We start from the raw sequence: 17815 nt of genomic DNA on the forward strand, positions 1-17815 counted from the left end.
CGCATCGTTTCAGGTGTCCAGCCCCAACCGCTCGCCGTGACTAACCTTCTGCATATATGAAGAGTCGAGGTACTCGTTGACTTCGAGCCTGAAACTACAGTCGCCCACTACATTACTCGTCAAGAAATCCGGCTAGGGTGCGGGGAGGGCTGTCGTAGAGAGGGAGCTTGACCATGTACGGCAGCGTGGGCAGCTCAACAACGCCATGGCCGAACTTACCAGCCAGCTTAGCTGCCAACTGGTTGAGCTTGAGAACCTGACCGCGCACGCCGCTGAATAGCGGCATGGCGGAATGCCGCTCAATCATCGCGATGATGGCCGGTTTATCTCTCTCTCGGACGGTTTGTACAGCGGCTGCTTCAAACTCGGCATAGCGGGTCGGCTCGATTCGCCAGGTCCATGTCGTTGTCTTGACCTTGGGCATACGCTTTTCGTACTCCAGCAGCTCGTAGCCGAGGAAGCGCAGGTGCTGGCCACGGAGGCGGCTATCTTTGACCGCGCCGAGGCTGGGAGCATCTGGGTCAGCAAGTCCTCCCTTGCCGGCGGTGGAGAGCAAGCACCAGAACACCTCGCGGTTATCGTGCTCCACCAGAATCAGGTGCACGGACGCCCTCCGCTTGCGTCGGTCATATGCGCGGCCAGGCGCATCGCGATAGATGCCGAATTGTTCGACCTTGGGCAGGAACCGTCCTAGCTTGGTGGCGGGTAGCTGGCCAGATAGGTAGTAGTAATGGCCAGCCGCAGCCAACTGCTGCATCAGCAGCATCGCGGCGGTTTTGGAGCGGGGCAGTTTGATGGTTTTGCGCGTCGTCATACCCCGTATAGCGCCGCGTAGCGGCATGCGATTAGAGATTTCTCTAATCGCATGAATGAACTGGGAGAGTCGCGCGGATTTTTGGCGCTATACACCAGTAGGAAAGACGCAACCAGGAATGCGTACCTATCGAGGCGCCAACCTCTTCCACATCATGCATGGGGTGAGAGGCGCGCCAACGCCCTCACCCACTCTGGAGCCGTGCTCCCATCCTCCGCCAGAGGGTAGTTCTGTGGCGCCGTATGCTCGTAATGGAGCTTGTACGGTGCGAGGGGGAGGCAGGGGACTAATCCCGGCTAACACCGGAGTAACCCCTCTGCTTTATCCCATGTCCAATCTGGTGACCGACCAGGTGTAACTGGTGCGAACACGAAACGGACTCGGGGAGCAAATGCCCCGATGCTCCTGACAACATGACCAAGGGGTGCGAGTCCCCTCCACGGCATGCAAGGAATTGCATGACGTGTGCTCGACAGGATGGCTGCGTAATCGCACACCGCGAGGTGTGCCTCGGCTGGATGGGGTAAGTGCCCCAGACCAGCCGGGCGAGCGCGATAGTGACCCAGGGTAGCGCCTGGCGAGCTTCGAGCCGCGCTGAGAGCTTAAACCTGTACCTGCGCCGAGTCCCGGTGCAGTCGAGAAAGCAGTGGTGCCGTCTAGGGCCTGCAGTGCCTGCGATGTGGTGGAAGCTGCAAGCTGAAAACGACGATTGAGTAAGGAAGGGACTTCTCCCGGTTCTCCCTCCTGAAATCCGGTATCCAGCCCGGCCGTCGATGCTTGCTGCGAGCCAGCGGCGTTCCCTGTGAACGTAAGAAGTTGTCTAAGTGGTGCGAAATGCTCTCGGAGGGTCGGTCAGGTGGCACTGACCGGCACAGAGGTAACGACTCTGACAATCCCGAGAGAGTATGAGCGAGGCTTTTCGATGATGACCCCCGGCGGAAATCCGGGGCGAGTTGTGAGGCTGACAGAACGAAGAGAGTAGCGTGATGATGAAACAGGCTCGCGGCGTTGGCGCGTTGCGAGCTGACTTCCTGTCTTGGCGGACGGAGGTCTCATATGTTGTGGTCGAGCGTGTCTGTGACAGCTTGCCATCCCCACAAACCAACCACACACAGGGCAAGCCGTACTCAGAGGTCAAGCATTCTGGCAGGCCCCGCCACTCTCCTTCTCGGCGGGGCCTGCCCCTTCAGCATTGAAGCACTACCTTGCTCATATCATTGCGGTGTGCTCCCTGGTTTTGGTGGGCTCCGCCCCTCGCCCTGTCACCACCGCTTCAGCTCGGAGTCCCTAGGCGAGCCTCCCCGAATCTTAGGCCTTGCGCTGCTTCCCCACCCGTTGGGTGCTGCTACCTGATATGGCCTAACCGAACACATTGTCAGGCTACGTCCAGAGATGGCCATACCCTTCCGATAGCGTCGACACCGAGCAGTCGAGCGCCTGTGCCACGGTCCGCATCGAGGGCTTCCAGCCCTCAACCGATAGCCGGGAAATAGCGTCCTGAATATCTTGCTCGCGGCGGTCACGCTTCAGGGCCGCAACCGCCTCAGCTCCACGACGTCCGCGTTCCGCTTGCAGCTCGCGAAAGTCCGCAGGAGAGAAGCGCCGCCAGACATAGCGTGACACGCTGCGGGCAATGCCTGCCACCTCTGCATTGCTCAATCGCACTGGAAAGCTATTTAACGCCTCTGCCTGCCGCCTTACCGCTTCGGCCCAAATACCCTGTCCGCCAGGACGCCAAAACTCTCTGACCGCCCGGTAAGCCCATACACGCAGCTTGTCGAATAGTTCGCAGTTGCGGCCCACACCCTCCGGTGTGGGGGCCGGTCTGGTCGACAAGTCTGCGAACTCGGCCAAGGTGCTGAGCTCATAAGTGGGTGCATTGGCCGGTTCCCATAGTCGCCAGAAGGGATGCAGGGGATTTTTGGCCATTGGGCCAGCGAAGGCGAAATCCGCTCTGACCTGCGCCGTGTAAGCGCGCTCAATGGCAGCCAGGTAGCGCATTGGCGCTAGCCGGGCAGCATCGGTGGTACAAACCGGCGATGACAAGGCATAGCCGATATGTGGGCGGCCATTTTCTGGATTGATGGCGACATACGTAGGCGAGGGTAGACCAGCGTCGTCCCACGCCGAAGCAGCACGGGGACGGTCAATGTCAAGTATCAACCAAGCCTGGTGAGCCGGTGGGTTAAGTTGTATGTATCGCTCGCCAAGTGCTGTGCTCTTGGGTCGAATACGAGCGAAGTGCTTGTCATCGCCGCAGTATGGGCGGCGGGGTGCGTGCGCTTCAACCAGCGCAGCGAGGGCGGCAGATGCCATGGCACGCTCCAATCAAGGGCGTGCCGCATGCAGCAATAAATGTTGTCCTCAAATAGTCGATATGCCCTCGCGCTGCATACGGCGCGAGTTAGTTGGGGGTAGCGACAGTGCTGGCGCTGATAGAAGCGACCAGCTGCTCAATATCGCTGCGCCGCCAGAGCGAGACGCGCGGACCGAGCTTGACTTGAGCCGGGAACCGGCCATTTTTGATACCTTCGTACCAAGTTGCACGAGAGACAGGGATAATTGCTAGAACTTCCGGCAGACGCAGAAAAGAATCAGTAGTGGTCATTACGCATTTCCATCCCCAATGGGTTTGCCGGGAAATGTGTCCTCGCGAATCTAATATGCCTCAACTGGCAAACGGGGTGATTCCGCCAGTGTCCGGTGACGTCAATTGATGTCTATGACCGTATAGGCAAAATCATGAAAAATTGGTGTGAGTATTGTTATTGTATTTTTCTATCATAAAACAAGAATTGATAGCTTTTATTGGGTGCTGTGAGGTCCCAAAAGGTCATCCTTTTTGTGGGCTACGGTGAACCCATGTGACAAGTCCGTAGGCATGCTCAAAGGGGCGAGGAGGCAATATAGACTTCACGCAATTAAGAAGATGATACGAGGCCTTACTCCTCAATGCGTCGCGCACAGCGCATGACAGATGCGGGTATCCAAGCGGGTATCTTTGAATGTGTGTAAATAAAACATCAATATAATCAAAAGGATGAATGCAAAATGAAATTTGCCACCTGGAACGTCAATTCCCTCAAGGTCCGCCTGCCGCAGGTGATCCAATGGCTGTCCGACAGCCCGGTGGACGTGCTCTGCCTGCAAGAACTGAAAATGGATCAGGACGTGTTTCCGCTGGCCGAGATCGAAGCGGCCGGCTATCGCGCGGCCTGGTTCGGTCAGAAAACCTACAACGGCGTGGCCATCCTGGTGCGTGAGCCGCTGGAGCTGGAAGACGTGGTGCGCGGCATCCCCGATTACGGCGACGAGCAGCGCCGGGTGATCGCCGCCACGGTGAACGGCATCCGCGTGATCTGCGGCTATTTCGTCAACGGCGAGGCGGTGGATTCGCCCAAATACCCGTACAAGCTGGAGTGGCTGGCCAATCTGGAGCGTTACGTCGCCGCCGAATTGCAGCGCCATCCGCAGTTGCTGCTGCTGGGCGACTACAATATCGCGCCGGAAGACCGCGATGTGTACGACCCGGAGAGCTGGCACGAGCAAGTGCTGTGCAGCACGCCGGAGCGCGAGTCCTTCCGCCGCCTGATCGCGCTGGGCCTGAGCGACAGCTTCCGCCTGTTCAACCAGGAGGAGAAGCAATACAGCTGGTGGGATTACCGCGCGATGATGTTCCGCCGCAACAAGGGTGTGCGCATCGACCACATTCTGGTCAGCGACGCGCTGAAGCCGCGCGCGCTGGAGTGCGTGATCGACAAGGCGCCGCGCAAGTGGGAACGCCCGTCCGACCATACCCCGGTGGTGCTGACGCTGGCGGATTGAGTCTCCCCCGCTCTAAAGGCCGGCCTCAGCCGGCCTATCCGTCAGCTTTCTTGGCTTGCCTCAAAAATACCGCCGGCCGGTTTTGCTAGTCTGGAGCTTTTCCGCTTTCAGATGGCTGTGCGATGACCCAAAACCACCCCAAACTGCCGGTAGACCCGTATTACGAGGGCGTGCCGGAATACATGACCCAGGTGTACGACTGGGCTTACGTCAACCCGCGCAAGGCCGGCTGGCTGGACCGCAACCTGGTGGTGCGCGTGTTGCTGTTCTTCAACGATCAAAGGCTGATGCGCGCCTACCTGGAGCAGATCCGTCCCGGCGACAAGGTGTGGCAGGTGGCCCACGTCTACGGCGACCTGGTGCAGCGCGCGGCGGACCGGGTGGGCGGCGACGGGCGCTTCGTGCTCACCGACATCACCCCGGTGCAGATAGAGCACGCCGAGCGCAAGCTGCGCGACCGGCCGCAGGCCGCGGTGGTGCGCGCCAACGCCGGCAATTACCGGCTGGAGTCCGACGACTTCAACTTGATCTGCAGCTTCTTCCTGCTGCACGAGGTGCCGGACCACCTGAAGCGCGCCATCGTCGACAATATGCTGACGCAAGTGCCGCCCGGCGGTCGCGCGGTGTTCGTCGACTACCATAGGCCCAAGCCGTGGCAGCCGATAGGCTGGCTGCTCAAATGGGTGAACCGCGCGCTGGAGCCGTTCGCCGAGGCCTTGTGGAATCATGAGATCCGCGACTACGCGCAAGAGGCCGACGGTTTCGACTGGAGCAAGCGCACCTTGTTCGGCGGGGTGTATCAGGTGACGACGGCCAAGAGGCAGCCTTGAGGGCGCGCCGTACTTGACGTTACACGGGCTTACAAGCGACTAACAGACCCGGGAAGGGGGCAGGGCTAGGATACGTCTCAAGGAAGCGCCGAATCCGGCGCGATTGATCGGTGAACGGGAGCCCAGGCTCCCAAGCCTGAAACTGGAGATGCATCATGAACAAACTGACTCTGCTTGCCCTGACCGCCGCTTTCGGCCTGAGCTCCGCCGCTGGCTTCGCCGCCGAAACCGCCAAGCCGGCCGCTTCCGCTCCGGCAGCCAAGATGGCTCCGGCCGCCAAGAAAGCTGAAAAGCACCCGGCCAAGATCCACCACGCCAAGAAAGGCGAAAAGGTAGCCGCTTCCGCTCCGGCGCAAAAAGCCCAGGCCGCCAAGGCCGAAGCCTCCGCTCCGGCCAAGGCCAAGCACGCCGCCAAGAAACCGCACGCCAAGCATGCGAAGAAGGCCGCTTCCGCCGCCGCTCAGAAAGCCCAGGCCGCCAAGGCTGAAGCTTCCGCCCCGGCCAAGAAGGTCGAGAAGAAAGCCGCTCACAAGAAGCACGCCGGCAAGGCCAAGAAGGCCGCTGCTTCGGCTGCCAAATAAACCGGACTTCGCGTCTGGCTCGCTAAAAAAACAGGCCCCTCAGGGAGGCTGACATTCAAAGGAGGCTGCGGCCTCCTTTTTCTTTTGGCGCGCAGCCGTTCGGGCAGGCGCGCCCGGCGGCCTTATGCTGTTACACTCGAGCGGTTCGATGCCGGCCGCATGCCCCGGCCTTGAAACCGCTTTCGTCCGTTCATTTCGCGCTTAAGGAGCTTCCATGTTAGCCGCCCCGCAAGTTTCCGCCTTCCTGCCGCCGCGCCGCATCCTGATGGGGCCGGGTCCGTCCGACGTTTATCCGGAAGTGCTGGCCGCTCAGGCCCGCCCCACCGTCGGCCACCTGGACCCTCTGTTCGTCGGCATGATGGACGAGGTGAAAAGCCTGCTGCAATACGCGTTCCAGACCGCAAACCCGATGACGGTGGCGCTGTCGGCGCCGGGCTCGGCCGGCATGGAGGCCTGCTTCGTCAACCTGGTGGAGCCGGGCGAGAAGGTCATCGTCTGCCGCAACGGCGTGTTCGGCGAGCGCATGCGCCAGAACGTGGTGCGGCTGGGCGCGGTGCCGGTGCTGGTGGACAGTCCCTGGGGCCGGCCGGTGGATCCGGACGCGGTGGAGAGCGCGTTGAAGGCCAATCCGGACGCGCGCTTCCTGGCCTTCGTTCACGCCGAGACCTCCACCGGCGCGCTGTCCGACGCCAAGACGCTGTGCGCGCTGGCCAAGCGCCACGGCTGCCTGAGCATCGTCGACGCGGTGACCTCGCTGGGCGGGGTGGAGCTGCGGGTGGACGAATGGGGCGTGGACGCGGTGTATTCCGGCAGCCAGAAGTGTCTGTCCTGCGTGCCCGGCCTGTCGCCCTTGTCTTTCTCGCCGGCGGCGGTGGACAAGCTGCAGGCGCGGCAAAGCCCGGTGCCCAGCTGGTTCCTGGACCAGACCCTGGTGATGGCCTACTGGGGCGGCGGCAAGCGCAGCTACCATCACACCGCGCCGGTGAACGCCTTGTACGCGCTGCATGAATCGCTGCGCCAGCTGGCCGACGAGGGCCTGGAGGCGGCCTGGCAGCGCCACCGCGACATGCATCTGATCCTGCGCGACGGCCTGGAAAAGCTGGGCCTGAAGTTCGTGGTGGACGCGGCGGCGCGGCTGCCGCAGCTGAATGCGGTCTATATCCCCGAGGGCATCGACGACGCGGCCACGCGCAACCGCCTGTTGCAGGAGTACAACCTGGAGATAGGCGGCGGCCTGGGCGATCTGGCCGGCAAGGCCTGGCGCATCGGGCTGATGGGCTACGGCGCGCGCCGCGAGAACGTGGCCTTGTGCCTGAAGGCGCTGGAGAGCGTGTTGAAGTAAGAACCGCCTCCATGTCCGGCGGGCGCCGCGAGACAGGGCGCCGGCCGCTGGAATAGAAAAACGCCATCCTTCAGGGATGGCGTTTTGCTTGCGGCGGGAGCCTGGCTCCGGCTTATTTTTCGACGAAGGCGCGTTCGATCGCGTAGTCGGCCGGCTCGCCCATGCGCGGCGATTCCTTGAAGCCCATGCCGTTCAGGATCTCGCACAGATCGTGCAGCATGGACGGGCTGCCGCAGATCAGCGCGCGGTCGTGCTCCGGATTCATTTGCGGCAGGCCGATGTCGGCGCACAGCTTGCCGTTGGTGATCAGATCGGTCAGCCGGCCCTGGTTGCGGAAGGGCTCGCGGGTCACCGTCGGGTAGTAGATCAGCTTTTCGCGCACCATCTCGCCGAAGAATTCGTTCTCCGGCAGTTCCTTGGTGATGTAGTCGTGGTAACCCAGTTCGCTGACCCAGCGCACGCCGTGGGTCAGGATCACCTTGTCGTAGCGCTCGTACACGTCCGGGTCCTTGATGATGGACATGAACGGGGCGAGGCCGGTGCCGGTGGACAGCAGATAGAGGTTTTTGCCGGGCAGCAGATTGTCCTGCACCAGGGTGCCGGTGGGCTTCTTGCTGATCATCACGGTGTCGCCCACCTTCAGGTGCTGCAGGCGGGAGGTCAGCGGGCCGTCCTGCACCTTGATGCTGTAGAACTCCATGTGCTCTTCGTAGTTGGAGCTGACGATGGAGTAGGCGCGCATCAGCGGCTTGCCGTTGACTTCCAGGCCTATCATCACGAACTGGCCGTTGATGAAGCGCAGGCCGGCGTCGCGGGTGCAGGTGAAGCTGAACAGGGTGTCGTTCCAGTGATGGACGGACAGGACCTTTTCGGAGGTCAGGTTGGGAGAGGACATAAGGTTTGCTGCTCGCTAATTTATGAAGTAGAAGCTCGAAAAGTATTGGGGCCGATTTTAACCGGTTTGTCGCTTCGCCGCTCGCTCTTGCTGGGCAAGCCCGGCGCGACCGACGTTAAATTCAATTGGAACAGCATGTTAACCGACATTGCCGCCGCAGCCGAACGATTGTTTTCTGATGTGTTTATCGCTGTGCGTTATTTGTGGGCGGCGCAACGAAAGAGGGCGTCACCATGGCGGGACGCCCTCTCAGACAACTTAACAGAGAAAGACTATGCGCTTTAGCCTTGCAGAACTGCACGACCACCGCTTTACCGCAAGGCCGTTACCAAAGATCGGGCTGTGCAAGACAGCGCTACGATGTTGCCGTGTCGTGGCGGCGCCGCCATCATGGCAGCTTGCCGCGCACCGTGTCCTTGATGGACATCACAGAAAGACCAACCGCTTCTTTCTTAAATGGGCAAATCGACAAACGGTAATCACAAGTTTATTGACTCTGGATTTGGCGGGCCGGCCGGGCCGGTGTCGCATGCGCTCCGTCTTGGAGGCTGGCTTGGCGTTGCGGACTGTGCCGATTTGGCTGGCCGTGGTTATTGGCCAATGCTCAACGCGTGGAAAACTGGATGGCCGCCGGCATACTGCCATGAAAGCATTCGGAACCCTCCCTGTCGTGTTGACCTTCTCACTATAGACGCTGACGTTTCCAATGCAAGCCGGCGGACGGCGGCCTCAACTGGCCTTAGGGTCGGCCAGCGGCGCGGCCAGCGTCAGCCGCGCGGGGCGCAGATGCTGTTCGAACTGGCGGCTGGCGGCCTGCCAGGAGTAGCGCTCGGCGACGGCGCGCACGTGGCCGCGGTCCAGTTCCAGCGCCTTCAGGCAGGCGGCGCGCAGGTCGGCGTCCAGCACGCCGGCGCCGCTGTCGCCCACCACGTCCAGCGGGCCCGCCACCGGGTAGGCGGCCACCGGCGTGCCGCAGGCCATCGCCTCCAGCAGCACCAGGCCGAAGGTGTCGGTCAGGCTGGGGAACACGAAGACGTCGGCGGCGCGGTAGAAGCGCGCCAGTTCGTGCTGGGGAAAGATGCCGGCGAAGTGGACGTCCCGGTATTGCTGTTTCAGCCGCGCCAGTTGCGGGCCGTCGCCCACCACCCATTTGCTGCCCGGCAAGTCCAGCTTGAGGAAGGCTTCGATGTTCTTTTCCACCGCCACCCGGCCGATGTAGACGAAGCGCGGCGGCGCGGTGCCGTCCAGCCGCTCGCGCGGGCCGGGGCTGAACAGCGCGGTGTCCACGCCGCGGCTCCACAGCTTGACGTTGCGGAAGCCGCGGGCGTTCAAGTCGTCGGCGATGGATTGGGTGGGCACCATCACGCAATGGGCGGCGTTGTGGAAGCGGCGCATCCAGGCGTAGCTGACGGCCAGCGGCAGCCGGCAGCGAGCGTGCACGTATTCCGGGAAGCGGGTGTGGTAGGCGGTGGAGAAGGCCAGGCCGTGGCGCAGGCAGTAGCGGCGCGCGGCCAGGCCCAGCGGCCCCTCGGTGGCTATGTGGACGGCCTCCGGCGCGAAGTCGGCGATGCGGGCGGCGACTTTGCGGTAGGGGAACAGCGACAGCCGGATGTCCGGGTAGGTGGGGCAGGGCAGGGTGCGGAAGTCTTGAGGCGTGATCATTTCCACCCGGTGTCCGAAGCCGGCCAGTTCGCGCGCGGTTTCGGTCAGCGAACGGACCACGCCGTTGACCTGGGGCAGCCAGGCGTCGGTGACGATCAGGATGCGCATGTCGGCTCCTTGTGGTCGGCTTGCGCCGCTTGGGGTTGCGGCTCGGCGGCCGGCTGGCCCAGCTGGGTCCAGTACAGCACTTCCAGCCGCCCGTCGGGGTGTTCCACCAGCGCGGACAGGCTCTCCACCCAGTCCCCGCTGTTGCCGTAGAGTATGCCGTCGATGTCGCGCACCTCGGCCTTGTGGATGTGGCCGCAGATCACGCCGTCGAAACCACGCCGGCGCGCCTCGCCGGCGAGGATGATTTCAAAGTTGCTGATGAAGTTGACCGCGTTCTTGACCTTGTGCTTCAGGTATTGCGACAGCGACCAATAGGGCAGGCCCAGCTTCAGCCGCGCCCAGTTGAAGCCGCGGTTCAGCTCCAGGATCAGGGTGTAGAGGGTGTCGCCGACATAGGCCAGCCATTTGGCGTACTGGATCACGCCGTCGAATTCGTCGCCGTGCAGGATCAGCAGCCGCTTGCCGTCGGCGGTGCGGTGCTCGGCCTCCTGGCGGATGGCGATGCCGCCGAAGTCCAGGCCGGCGTACTGGCGCGCCGCCTCGTCGTGGTTGCCGGGCACGTAGATCACCTTGGTGCCCTTGCGCGCCTTGCGCAGCACTTTCTGCACCACGTCGTTGTGGCTTTGCTTCCAGTACCAGGATTTTTTCAGCTGCCAGCCGTCGACGATGTCGCCGACCAGATACAGGTATTCGGATTCGTGGCAGCGCAGGAAATCCAGCAGATGGTCGGCGCGGCAGCCGGAGGTGCCGAGGTGGACGTCGGAAATCCAGATCGCGCGCAGTTGTCGGGCGCTGTCGGGGGCGGGGTCTGGCTGCATGGCGGCTCCGTCGGCCTGTGGACTGCTGGCGATGCTGACAGCGGCAGGTGACAGTCGCGTGAGATTTCGGTGACGACGCGATGAAATTTCTTGAGCGCGGCCTTTAAGATTGTCTTAAGCGCGGTCTGTTGCAATCGGGCATTGCGGCGGCGCTTGTGACGGCGGCGAGAGCGCGTTAGGCTGCCGGGACCTTGAACGCCCGGCGACGGGGAGACGGATATGCGGGTTTTGGTGGTGGAGGACGACGCCCAGATCGGCGACGGCCTGAAAATAGGCCTGGAGCAGCTGGGTTTCGTCGCGGACTGGTTTCGCGACGGCAAGCAGGGCCTGGCGGCGCTGGGCGCCGCGCCCTACGACGCGGTGGTGCTGGATCTGGGGCTGCCGGGCATGGACGGCATGGACATCCTGTCCGCCTGGCGACGCGCGGGCCAGGACGTGCCGGTGCTGGTGTTGACCGCGCGCGACGCGCTGGCGGACCGCGTCGGCGGCCTGGACGCCGGCGCCGACGATTACCTGGTCAAGCCCTTCGCGCTGAGCGAGGTGGCGGCTCGGCTGCGCGCGCTGCATAGACGCCGCCACGGTCAGAGCCATCCGGAATGGCGGCACGGCCGCCTCTGTCTGGACCCGGTGGCGCGCGCGGCCACGCTGGACGGCGCGCCGCTGGAGCTGACCGCGCGCGAACTGGCGCTGCTGGAGTTGCTGCTCAGCCACAAGGGACGGGTGCTGCCGCGCGAGCTGATCGAGGACAAGCTCTACGGCTGGGGTCAGGAACTGGAAAGCAACGCGGTGGAGGTGCATGTGCACCATTTGCGCAAGAAGCTGGGCAGCGCCTTCATCCGCACGCTGCGCGGCGTCGGCTACACCCTGGGAGATCCGGCATGAGGGGGCCGCGCAGCCTGCAGGCGCGGCTATTGCTGCTGCTGTTGCTGATCGTGCCGGCGATCTGGCTGGTGGCTTCCGCCTCCGCGGCCTGGCTGGCGCACGAGGAGGTGGACGAGCTGTTCGACACCCAGATGGGGCAGTTCGCCCGCCAGCTGTTGCTGGTGGATGTCAGCGAGGACTCGCTGATCGACCTGCCCAAGCTCAAGCATCTGCTCAAGCACGCCGACAAGGGGCAACTGGAAAACGACGACTTCGGTCTGGCGGTCTGGGACCGCCGCGGCAATCTCTTGCTTAGCGACGGCCGCGGCCGTCGCTTCGATTTCGAGCCGGAACGGCGCGGCTTCTACGATTACCGCGGCAAGGACAGCGATCACAACTGGCGCTTGATCTACCTGGCCGCGCCGGACGGTTCGCGGCTGGTGGCGGTGGGGCAGAAGCAGGGCCTGCGCCACGACATGGTGCTGAAGGTGGTGTCCGCCCAACTGCTGCCTTGGCTGGTGGGCTTGCCGGTGATGCTGCTGCTGATCCTGCTGGCGGTGCGCCGCGAACTGGGGCCGCTCAAGCGGCTGGCCGCCGGCATCGCCCAGCGCGCGCCGGACGACAGCGAGCCGGTGTCGCGCGAGGTGCCGCGCGAAGTGCTGCCGCTGGTGGACGCGCTCAACGCCTTGTTCGCCCGCATCGCGGCCACGCTGGAACACGAGCGCCGCTTCACCGCCGACGCAGCGCACGAGCTGCGCACGCCGCTGGCGGCCTTGAAAGTGCAGGCCGAGGTGCTGGAGCTGCTGCCGGACGAGGGCCGGCGCCGGCACGCGCTGCGGCAGTTGATGCTGGGCATAGACCGCGCCACGCGGCTGGTGGAGCAGTTGCTGGCGCTGTCGCGCCTGGACCCGCTGAGCCGCCCGCGCCAGGGCGAGCCCATCGCCTGGGCGACGCTGGCGGAGCGCCTGCTGGCGGAGATGACGGCGGAGGCGGCGCTCAAGGGCGTGAGGCTGGAGACGGAATGGCGCTGCGTGCCGGAACGGGCGCTGCCTTTGAGCGGCGACGAAACCCTGGTGGGACTGATGCTGCGCAATCTGCTGGAGAACGCGATCCGCTACGGCGGCGAGGGCGGCGAGGCGCGGCTGGTGCTGGCCGAGGACGCGGTCAGCGTGCAGGACCGCGGTCCGGGCGTGGCGGCGGAATGGCTGGAGCGGATACGCGAACGCTTCTTCCGGCCGCCGGGCCAGGACGTGGCCGGCAGCGGCCTGGGCCTGTCCATCGTCGAGCGGGTGGCGGAGTTGCACGGCCTGCGGCTGAGCCTGTCCAATCGCGAAGGCGGTGGCTTGGAGGCCTGTTTGCGGCGGCGCTGAGGCTGCGGCAATTCGCCGCATGGGAGGGCCGGGCGAATCCGGCTATGCTGGCTGCGCTGGCCCTGACGCAGCCAGCGTTCTACATTTGGTTGCGGCCCGCCGGTTTCGGCGGGCTTTCTTTTTGCCTAGCTCGGGCGGGACGACGCGCCGAAGCGCATCAGCCAGAACAGCGCGTTGCAGACGCCGCCGGCCACGGCGCCGAGGTAGAGATTCATCAGGTCGTTGTACAGCAGCGGCTCGGCCAGCCGCGCGTAGACGAAGGTGACCGCGCTGCCGCTGAAGGCGCCGGGCAGAAAGGCGACCAGGGCCAGCAGCCAGCGCGGCCAGTGTTGCTGCCAGCCGGCGATGGGCCGGGCCAGCAGCATGCGCAGCAGGCAGAGCAGCAGGCCGAAGCCCAGCGCCGGAATCGCGCCCATCAAATAGGCCATCATCGGCACCACGCCGCTGGCCAGCAGGGCCACCAGCGGGCCGAGCAGGATGAACAGGGTCAGGCCGCAGGCGAGGATTTTCAGATAGGGCGTTTTCATCCGGCGGGAGAGGGCGGTGGCAAAAGGCCTCCAGCCTAGCAGACTGGAGGCATCGCGGCGAGAGGGCGCGCGCTTAGAACGTGTTTACGATCTCGCGAGCTAAGGCGAGACAAGGCGAAAACGGCTGAGAAAGCGGAATGTACGCGTGGTACATGAGCATTTCGAAGTTGTTTTCAACGCCGTATCGCCGACGCGCAGCAGATCGTAAACAGGTTCTTAGAACTGCAGCTGCACGCGGCCCCACACGGTGCGGCCCGGCTCGTTGACCTGCAGGGTGCGGTCGTAGCCGGCCACCATCGCGCCGCCCTTGCTGACGCTTTCGGCGTAGGCCTTGTTGAACAGATTGTCGACGCCGAACAGCAGTTTGGCGTGCTTGTTCAGCTTCAGGCCGCCGTCCAGCGACACCACGCCGAAGCCCGGGGTCGCGCCGATGTCGGTGCCGACGATATTGCCCTGGCCCGGGGCCACGCGGTCCTGGCGCTGCACGCCGCGCACGGTCAGGCCGGCCGCGTATTTGCCGTTGTCCCATTTCAGCGCCGCCTTGGCGTCCAGCGGCGGGGTCTGTCCCAGCGGGCGGTTCTCGTCGAGGTTGGCGGCCCAGACCCAGGCCAGGCTGCCGGACAGCGTCCATTCCGGCGCGAAGCGCCAGCTGAGATCGCCTTCGAAGCCGTAGCGGCGCGCGTCGATATTGCGGGCCTTGTTGCCGATGCCGCCGGCGCTGCCTTCCACCAGGATGAAGTTCTGCACGCGGCTGGCGTAGGCGGACAGCGAGCCTTGCAGCTTGTCGCCGCGGTAGAGCAGGCCGGCGTCCAGCTGGCGGTTGGTTTCGCTGTTCAGGCTGTCGTTCTTGTTGCGCTCCCAGAAGTCCGGCGCGCGCTCCGCCTGGCCAAAGCCGAGGTAGCGGGTCCAATTGCCGGCGCTGTGTTCGTAACGCAGGAAGCCGGCGTTGAGCTGGTACTGGGTCTCCTGGCGGGCTTGGGCCGGCTTGCCCATGGTCGCGGCCTTGGGCTCGAACACAGCCTGGGTCTGGTCGCGGCGCAGGCCGGCGATCAGCTTGCCGCCGTCGCCCAGCGGGCGGCTGGCTTCGGCGTAGACGCCGCGGTTGTCGAAGCTTTGGTTGGGCGTGCGCGGCTGGTCCACGTACTGGCCGGCGTTGGGGCCTTTGCCCATGCGGCTGCGGTGGCGGTCGCGCAGCCAGTCGAAGCCGGCGCTGACTTCCCAGTCGCCGAAGGCCATGTCGGCGGCCAGGCGGCCGGTGTCGGCGCTGCGGTCCGGGTTCATCGCCGCACGGTCGGCCGGCGGGGTCTGCGGGCGCAGCGAGTAGTTGTCCATCACGTGATCGACCTCGCTGTGGCCCAGTTGCAGCCGCACGGCGTCCAGCCAGCCGCTGAGGCGGCGGCGCTCGGCCTTGAAGCTCCAGGCGTCGCGGTCGAACTTGCTGCCGTCCATGCCGCGGTCGGCGTAGGCGGCCTGGCCGCGGCTGCGGTCCAGCGCCAGTTCCAGCGTGGTGTCCTGATCCGGCGTCAGGCCGGCGATCAGGGTCTGGCTGTCGCGGTCGAAGCTGGAATGAACCTTGTCGCCGTTGCCGTCCTTGTAGTCGCCGCCGTGGTTGCGGCTGGCGATGGCGCGCACATAGCCCAGGCTGGAACCGAAGGCGGCGTCGGCGTAGACGTCGTTGCGGTCGGCGTTGCCGCCGGTCAGGCTGCCGTTGAAGCGCACGCCGGCCTCGTCGAAGCGCTTGGTCTTGCGTTCGAAGTTGACGCCGCCGCTGATCAGGCCGGGCCCGAGCTTGACGCTTTGCGGGCCCTTGACCACGTTCACCTCGTCATAGGCGTCCGGATACAGATAGGCGGTGGGCGGGTCCATGCGGCCGCCGCAGCCGCCGAACACGAAGTTGCCGTCGGCGAGAATGGCCAGGCGCGAGCCGCCCAAGCCGCGCAGCAGCGGGTCGCCGGAGGCGCCGCCCTTGCGGATCACGTTGAAGCCGGGCAGGCCCTTGAGCAGGCCGGCGCCGTCGGCGGACGGCAGCGGCTGGCGCGGCGCGCGCGGGTCCACCGACATTTTCAGCGGCTGTTCCGCCTTGGTGGCGGTGACCAGCACTTCCTCGCCGCGGAATTCCGGCAGCTCCTGGGCAAAGGCGTGGCCGACGGCGAGCGCCAGCGGGATCGGCAGCAAATACGGTTTTTTAGTCATTTTTTAGAAACTAACGTTAACAAATTTAGAGGTGACAATTCTAAGTTGCGGGGTGCGGCGGCCCAATGCGGCAAAGTGTCGCAGCGCCCCTGAGCGCGCCATGGTGATAAAGTGTCGGCCATGATTGCCGGACTCCCTGTTTCCTCTCCGCGGCTGGGCCTGACCGCGGACATCGCGCGCTCGGCGCGGCTGATAGGCTGGCTGCGCTGGCTGATGCTGTTGCTGGGCTCGACGGTGGCGCTGGTCTGCTGGTGGCAGCACGTCTACCTGCCCTGGCCTTTGCTGTCCCAGGCCCTGCTGACCCTGGCCGCGGTCAACGTCTGCCTGCCGTGGTGGCTGCGCCACGGCGGCGACCCCATGCTGGCCCTGCGCCTGGGGCTGGCCGCCGACGTGCTGGTGCTGACCGAGCTGCTGGCCTTCACCGGCGGCGCGGCCAACCCGCTGGCCTCCTTGTTCCTGCCGCCGGTGCTGTTCGCCGCCTTGCTGTCGCCGGGTCTGTTCGCCTGGGGCCTGGCGCTGGCCAGCGTCGCCGCCTACGGCCTGCTGTTCGAATGGCATCTGTCCTGGCCGGTGGATCACGGCAACGCCCTGCATATCTTCTCCATGCACCTGACCGGGATGTGGTTGAGCTTCGCGCTGTCGGCGCTGTTGATCGCCGGCTTCGTGTCCTGGCTCGCGCGGCAGCTGGCGCTGCGCGAGGCGGCCTTGGCGGCGGCGCGCGAAACCCAGCTGCGCGACGAGCAATTGCTGGCGGTGGGCATGCAGGCGGCGGGCGCAGCCCATTCGCTGTCCACGCCGCTGAACACCATGACCCTGCTGGTGGACGAGTTGCTGGCCACGCGGCAGCGTGACGCCGAGCTGATGGAGGACTTGCGGCTGATGAAGGCGCAACTGGCCAATTGCGGCAGCGCGCTGGCGCGCTTGAAGCTGGGCTCGGAGTCCGCGCCGGGCGAGACCGCGCTGTTCGCCGCGCTGGCGGAGCGGCTGGCCGGCTGGCGCTCGCTGCGGCCGGACGTGCGGCTGGACTGGCAGACGCCGCGCGGCCCGGACCCGCTGGTGGCGCTGGACCCGGCGTTCTGGCCGGCGTTTTTCAATCTGATCAACAACGCGGCCGAAGCCGGCGGCGGCGAGCTGACGGTGGCGGCGAGACTGGAGCAGGGCGCCTTGCTGCTGGACATCGTCAACCATCAGGGCTGTTTGACCGAGCAGCAGCTGGAGCGCGCCGGCTTGACTCCGCTGCCGTCCGACAAGCCGGTGGGCATGGGGCTGGGCGTGATGCTGAGCCACGCCACGCTGGCGCGGCTGGGCGGTTCGCTGAGCCTGCTGAACCGGCCGGAGGGCGGCGTGCACGCGCAGGTGCGGCTGCCCTTGCTGGCGGACGATAAGGACGGAGTTTGATGCTGGATTTTCTGTTGGTGGACGACGACGAGGCCTTCGTCGCCATTCTGGCGCGCTCCCTGAGCCGGCGCGGCTTTCAGGTGGCGGCGGCCCAGAGCGCCGCGCAGGCGCTGGAGCTGGCCGGCCAAGCGCCGGCGCGCATCGTGCTGGACCTGAACCTGGACGGCGACAGCGGGCTGCGCCTGCTGCCTGCCCTGCACGCCGCCTGCCCGCGCAGCGCCATCCTGATCCTGACCGGCTACGCCAGCATCGCCACCGCGGTGGAGGCCACCAAGCTGGGCGCGGTGCAATACCTGGCCAAGCCGGCGACGGTGGACGAGATCCTGGCCGCTTTCGAGCAGCAGCAGGCCAATCCGGAGCTGCCGCTGACGCCGCAGCCGATGTCGTTGCGACGGGTGACCTGGGAGCATCTGCAACGGGTGCTCAGCGAGAACGACGGCAATATCTCCGCCACCGCGCGCGCCTTGAACATGCACCGACGCACCTTGCAGCGGATGCTGGCCAAGAAGCCGGTGAAGAGTTGAATCCCGGTTGTTGCATTGCTACAGCGCCGGCCCGCCGCGGCCGATTGGCCGAATGCGGACGGCGGCG

At 65.0% G+C, this 17815-nt stretch carries 16 protein-coding genes; 8 read left to right on the forward strand and 8 right to left on the reverse strand.

The genetic code is table 11. The features are described from left to right. Positions 1 to 112: 112 nt before the first annotated feature. From JW897_RS02295 to JW897_RS02305, 3 genes are all read right to left on the reverse strand, one after another. The gene (locus JW897_RS02295; RefSeq protein WP_205465051.1) at positions 113 to 814 is read right to left on the reverse strand and encodes a hypothetical protein; all 702 of its coding nucleotides are present in this window, start codon (positions 812 to 814) and stop codon (positions 113 to 115) included. A gap of 1380 nt (positions 815 to 2194) precedes the next feature. Beyond that, complete coding sequence (locus tag JW897_RS02300) at positions 2195 to 3130, reverse strand: replication initiation protein (protein ID WP_205465052.1); 936 nt, start codon at positions 3128 to 3130, stop codon at positions 2195 to 2197. Between the two features lie 88 nt (positions 3131 to 3218). Next, positions 3219 to 3422 (reverse strand): helix-turn-helix transcriptional regulator, encoded by a 204-nt coding sequence (locus JW897_RS02305; RefSeq protein ID WP_205465053.1) that lies wholly within the window; start codon positions 3420 to 3422, stop codon positions 3219 to 3221. 443 nt (positions 3423 to 3865) lie between these two features. Here JW897_RS02305 and xth point away from each other — a divergent pair, with 443 nt between their 5' ends. The 4 genes from xth (at position 3866) to JW897_RS02325 (ending at position 7392) form a co-directional block, all read left to right on the forward strand. Further along, positions 3866 to 4639 (forward strand): exodeoxyribonuclease III, encoded by a 774-nt coding sequence (gene xth, locus JW897_RS02310; RefSeq protein WP_205465054.1) that lies wholly within the window; start codon positions 3866 to 3868, stop codon positions 4637 to 4639. A 122-nt stretch (positions 4640 to 4761) separates the two neighbouring features. After that, positions 4762 to 5469, forward strand: coding sequence for a rhodoquinone biosynthesis methyltransferase RquA (rquA, locus tag JW897_RS02315; protein ID WP_205465055.1), 708 nt, complete (start codon positions 4762 to 4764; stop codon positions 5467 to 5469). A gap of 155 nt (positions 5470 to 5624) precedes the next feature. Further along, positions 5625 to 6050 (forward strand): hypothetical protein, encoded by a 426-nt coding sequence (locus JW897_RS24215; protein ID WP_240352039.1) that lies wholly within the window; start codon positions 5625 to 5627, stop codon positions 6048 to 6050. Positions 6051 to 6264: 214 nt separating this feature from the next. Beyond that, complete coding sequence (locus tag JW897_RS02325) at positions 6265 to 7392, forward strand: pyridoxal-phosphate-dependent aminotransferase family protein (protein WP_205465056.1); 1128 nt, start codon at positions 6265 to 6267, stop codon at positions 7390 to 7392. 112 nt (positions 7393 to 7504) lie between these two features. On the opposite strand, the gene JW897_RS02330 is transcribed toward JW897_RS02325, so the two are convergent. The 3 genes from JW897_RS02330 to JW897_RS02340 form a co-directional block, all read right to left on the reverse strand. Continuing rightward, entirely contained in the window at positions 7505 to 8287 is a 783-nt protein-coding gene (locus tag JW897_RS02330; protein ID WP_048414104.1) for a ferredoxin--NADP reductase, read from the reverse strand. Between the two features lie 729 nt (positions 8288 to 9016). After that, a complete protein-coding gene (locus tag JW897_RS02335) occupies positions 9017 to 10057 on the reverse strand; it encodes a glycosyltransferase family 4 protein (protein WP_205465057.1) in 1041 nt (346 codons plus the stop codon). Next, positions 10045 to 10875, reverse strand: coding sequence for a UDP-2,3-diacylglucosamine diphosphatase (locus JW897_RS02340; RefSeq protein WP_048414106.1), 831 nt, complete (start codon positions 10873 to 10875; stop codon positions 10045 to 10047). The genes JW897_RS02335 and JW897_RS02340 overlap by 13 nt, the downstream gene beginning before the upstream one ends. A gap of 219 nt (positions 10876 to 11094) precedes the next feature. Between JW897_RS02340 and JW897_RS02345 the strand changes: the two genes are divergently transcribed. Both JW897_RS02345 and JW897_RS24460 read left to right on the forward strand, forming a co-directional pair. Next, positions 11095 to 11757, forward strand: coding sequence for a response regulator (locus JW897_RS02345; protein ID WP_048414107.1), 663 nt, complete (start codon positions 11095 to 11097; stop codon positions 11755 to 11757). Continuing rightward, the gene (locus tag JW897_RS24460; protein WP_205465058.1) at positions 11754 to 13106 is read left to right on the forward strand and encodes an ATP-binding protein; all 1353 of its coding nucleotides are present in this window, start codon (positions 11754 to 11756) and stop codon (positions 13104 to 13106) included. Before JW897_RS02345 ends, JW897_RS24460 begins: the two co-directional genes overlap by 4 nt. 125 nt (positions 13107 to 13231) lie before the next feature. Here the strand turns inward: JW897_RS24460 and JW897_RS02355 are convergent, their stop codons facing one another. Both JW897_RS02355 and JW897_RS02360 read right to left on the reverse strand, forming a co-directional pair. Then, positions 13232 to 13633 (reverse strand): hypothetical protein, encoded by a 402-nt coding sequence (locus JW897_RS02355; RefSeq protein ID WP_048414109.1) that lies wholly within the window; start codon positions 13631 to 13633, stop codon positions 13232 to 13234. Positions 13634 to 13849: 216 nt separating this feature from the next. Beyond that, the gene (locus JW897_RS02360) at positions 13850 to 15826 is read right to left on the reverse strand and encodes a TonB-dependent copper receptor (protein WP_205465059.1); all 1977 of its coding nucleotides are present in this window, start codon (positions 15824 to 15826) and stop codon (positions 13850 to 13852) included. Between the two features lie 120 nt (positions 15827 to 15946). On the opposite strand from JW897_RS02360, the gene JW897_RS02365 reads away from it, so the two are divergent. Both JW897_RS02365 and JW897_RS02370 read left to right on the forward strand, forming a co-directional pair. Then, positions 15947 to 17224, forward strand: a complete 1278-nt coding sequence (locus JW897_RS02365) for an ATP-binding protein (protein WP_048414111.1) — start codon at positions 15947 to 15949, stop codon at positions 17222 to 17224. Continuing rightward, positions 17224 to 17748 carry a response regulator transcription factor gene (locus tag JW897_RS02370; protein ID WP_048414112.1) on the forward strand — a complete coding sequence of 175 codons (525 nt, stop codon included), beginning with the start codon at positions 17224 to 17226 and terminating at the stop codon, positions 17746 to 17748. The genes JW897_RS02365 and JW897_RS02370 overlap by 1 nt, the downstream gene beginning before the upstream one ends. Positions 17749 to 17815 lie beyond the last annotated feature (67 nt).

The organism is Chromobacterium alkanivorans (assembly GCF_016937655.1).
GTDB lineage: Bacteria > Pseudomonadota > Gammaproteobacteria > Burkholderiales > Chromobacteriaceae > Chromobacterium > Chromobacterium alkanivorans.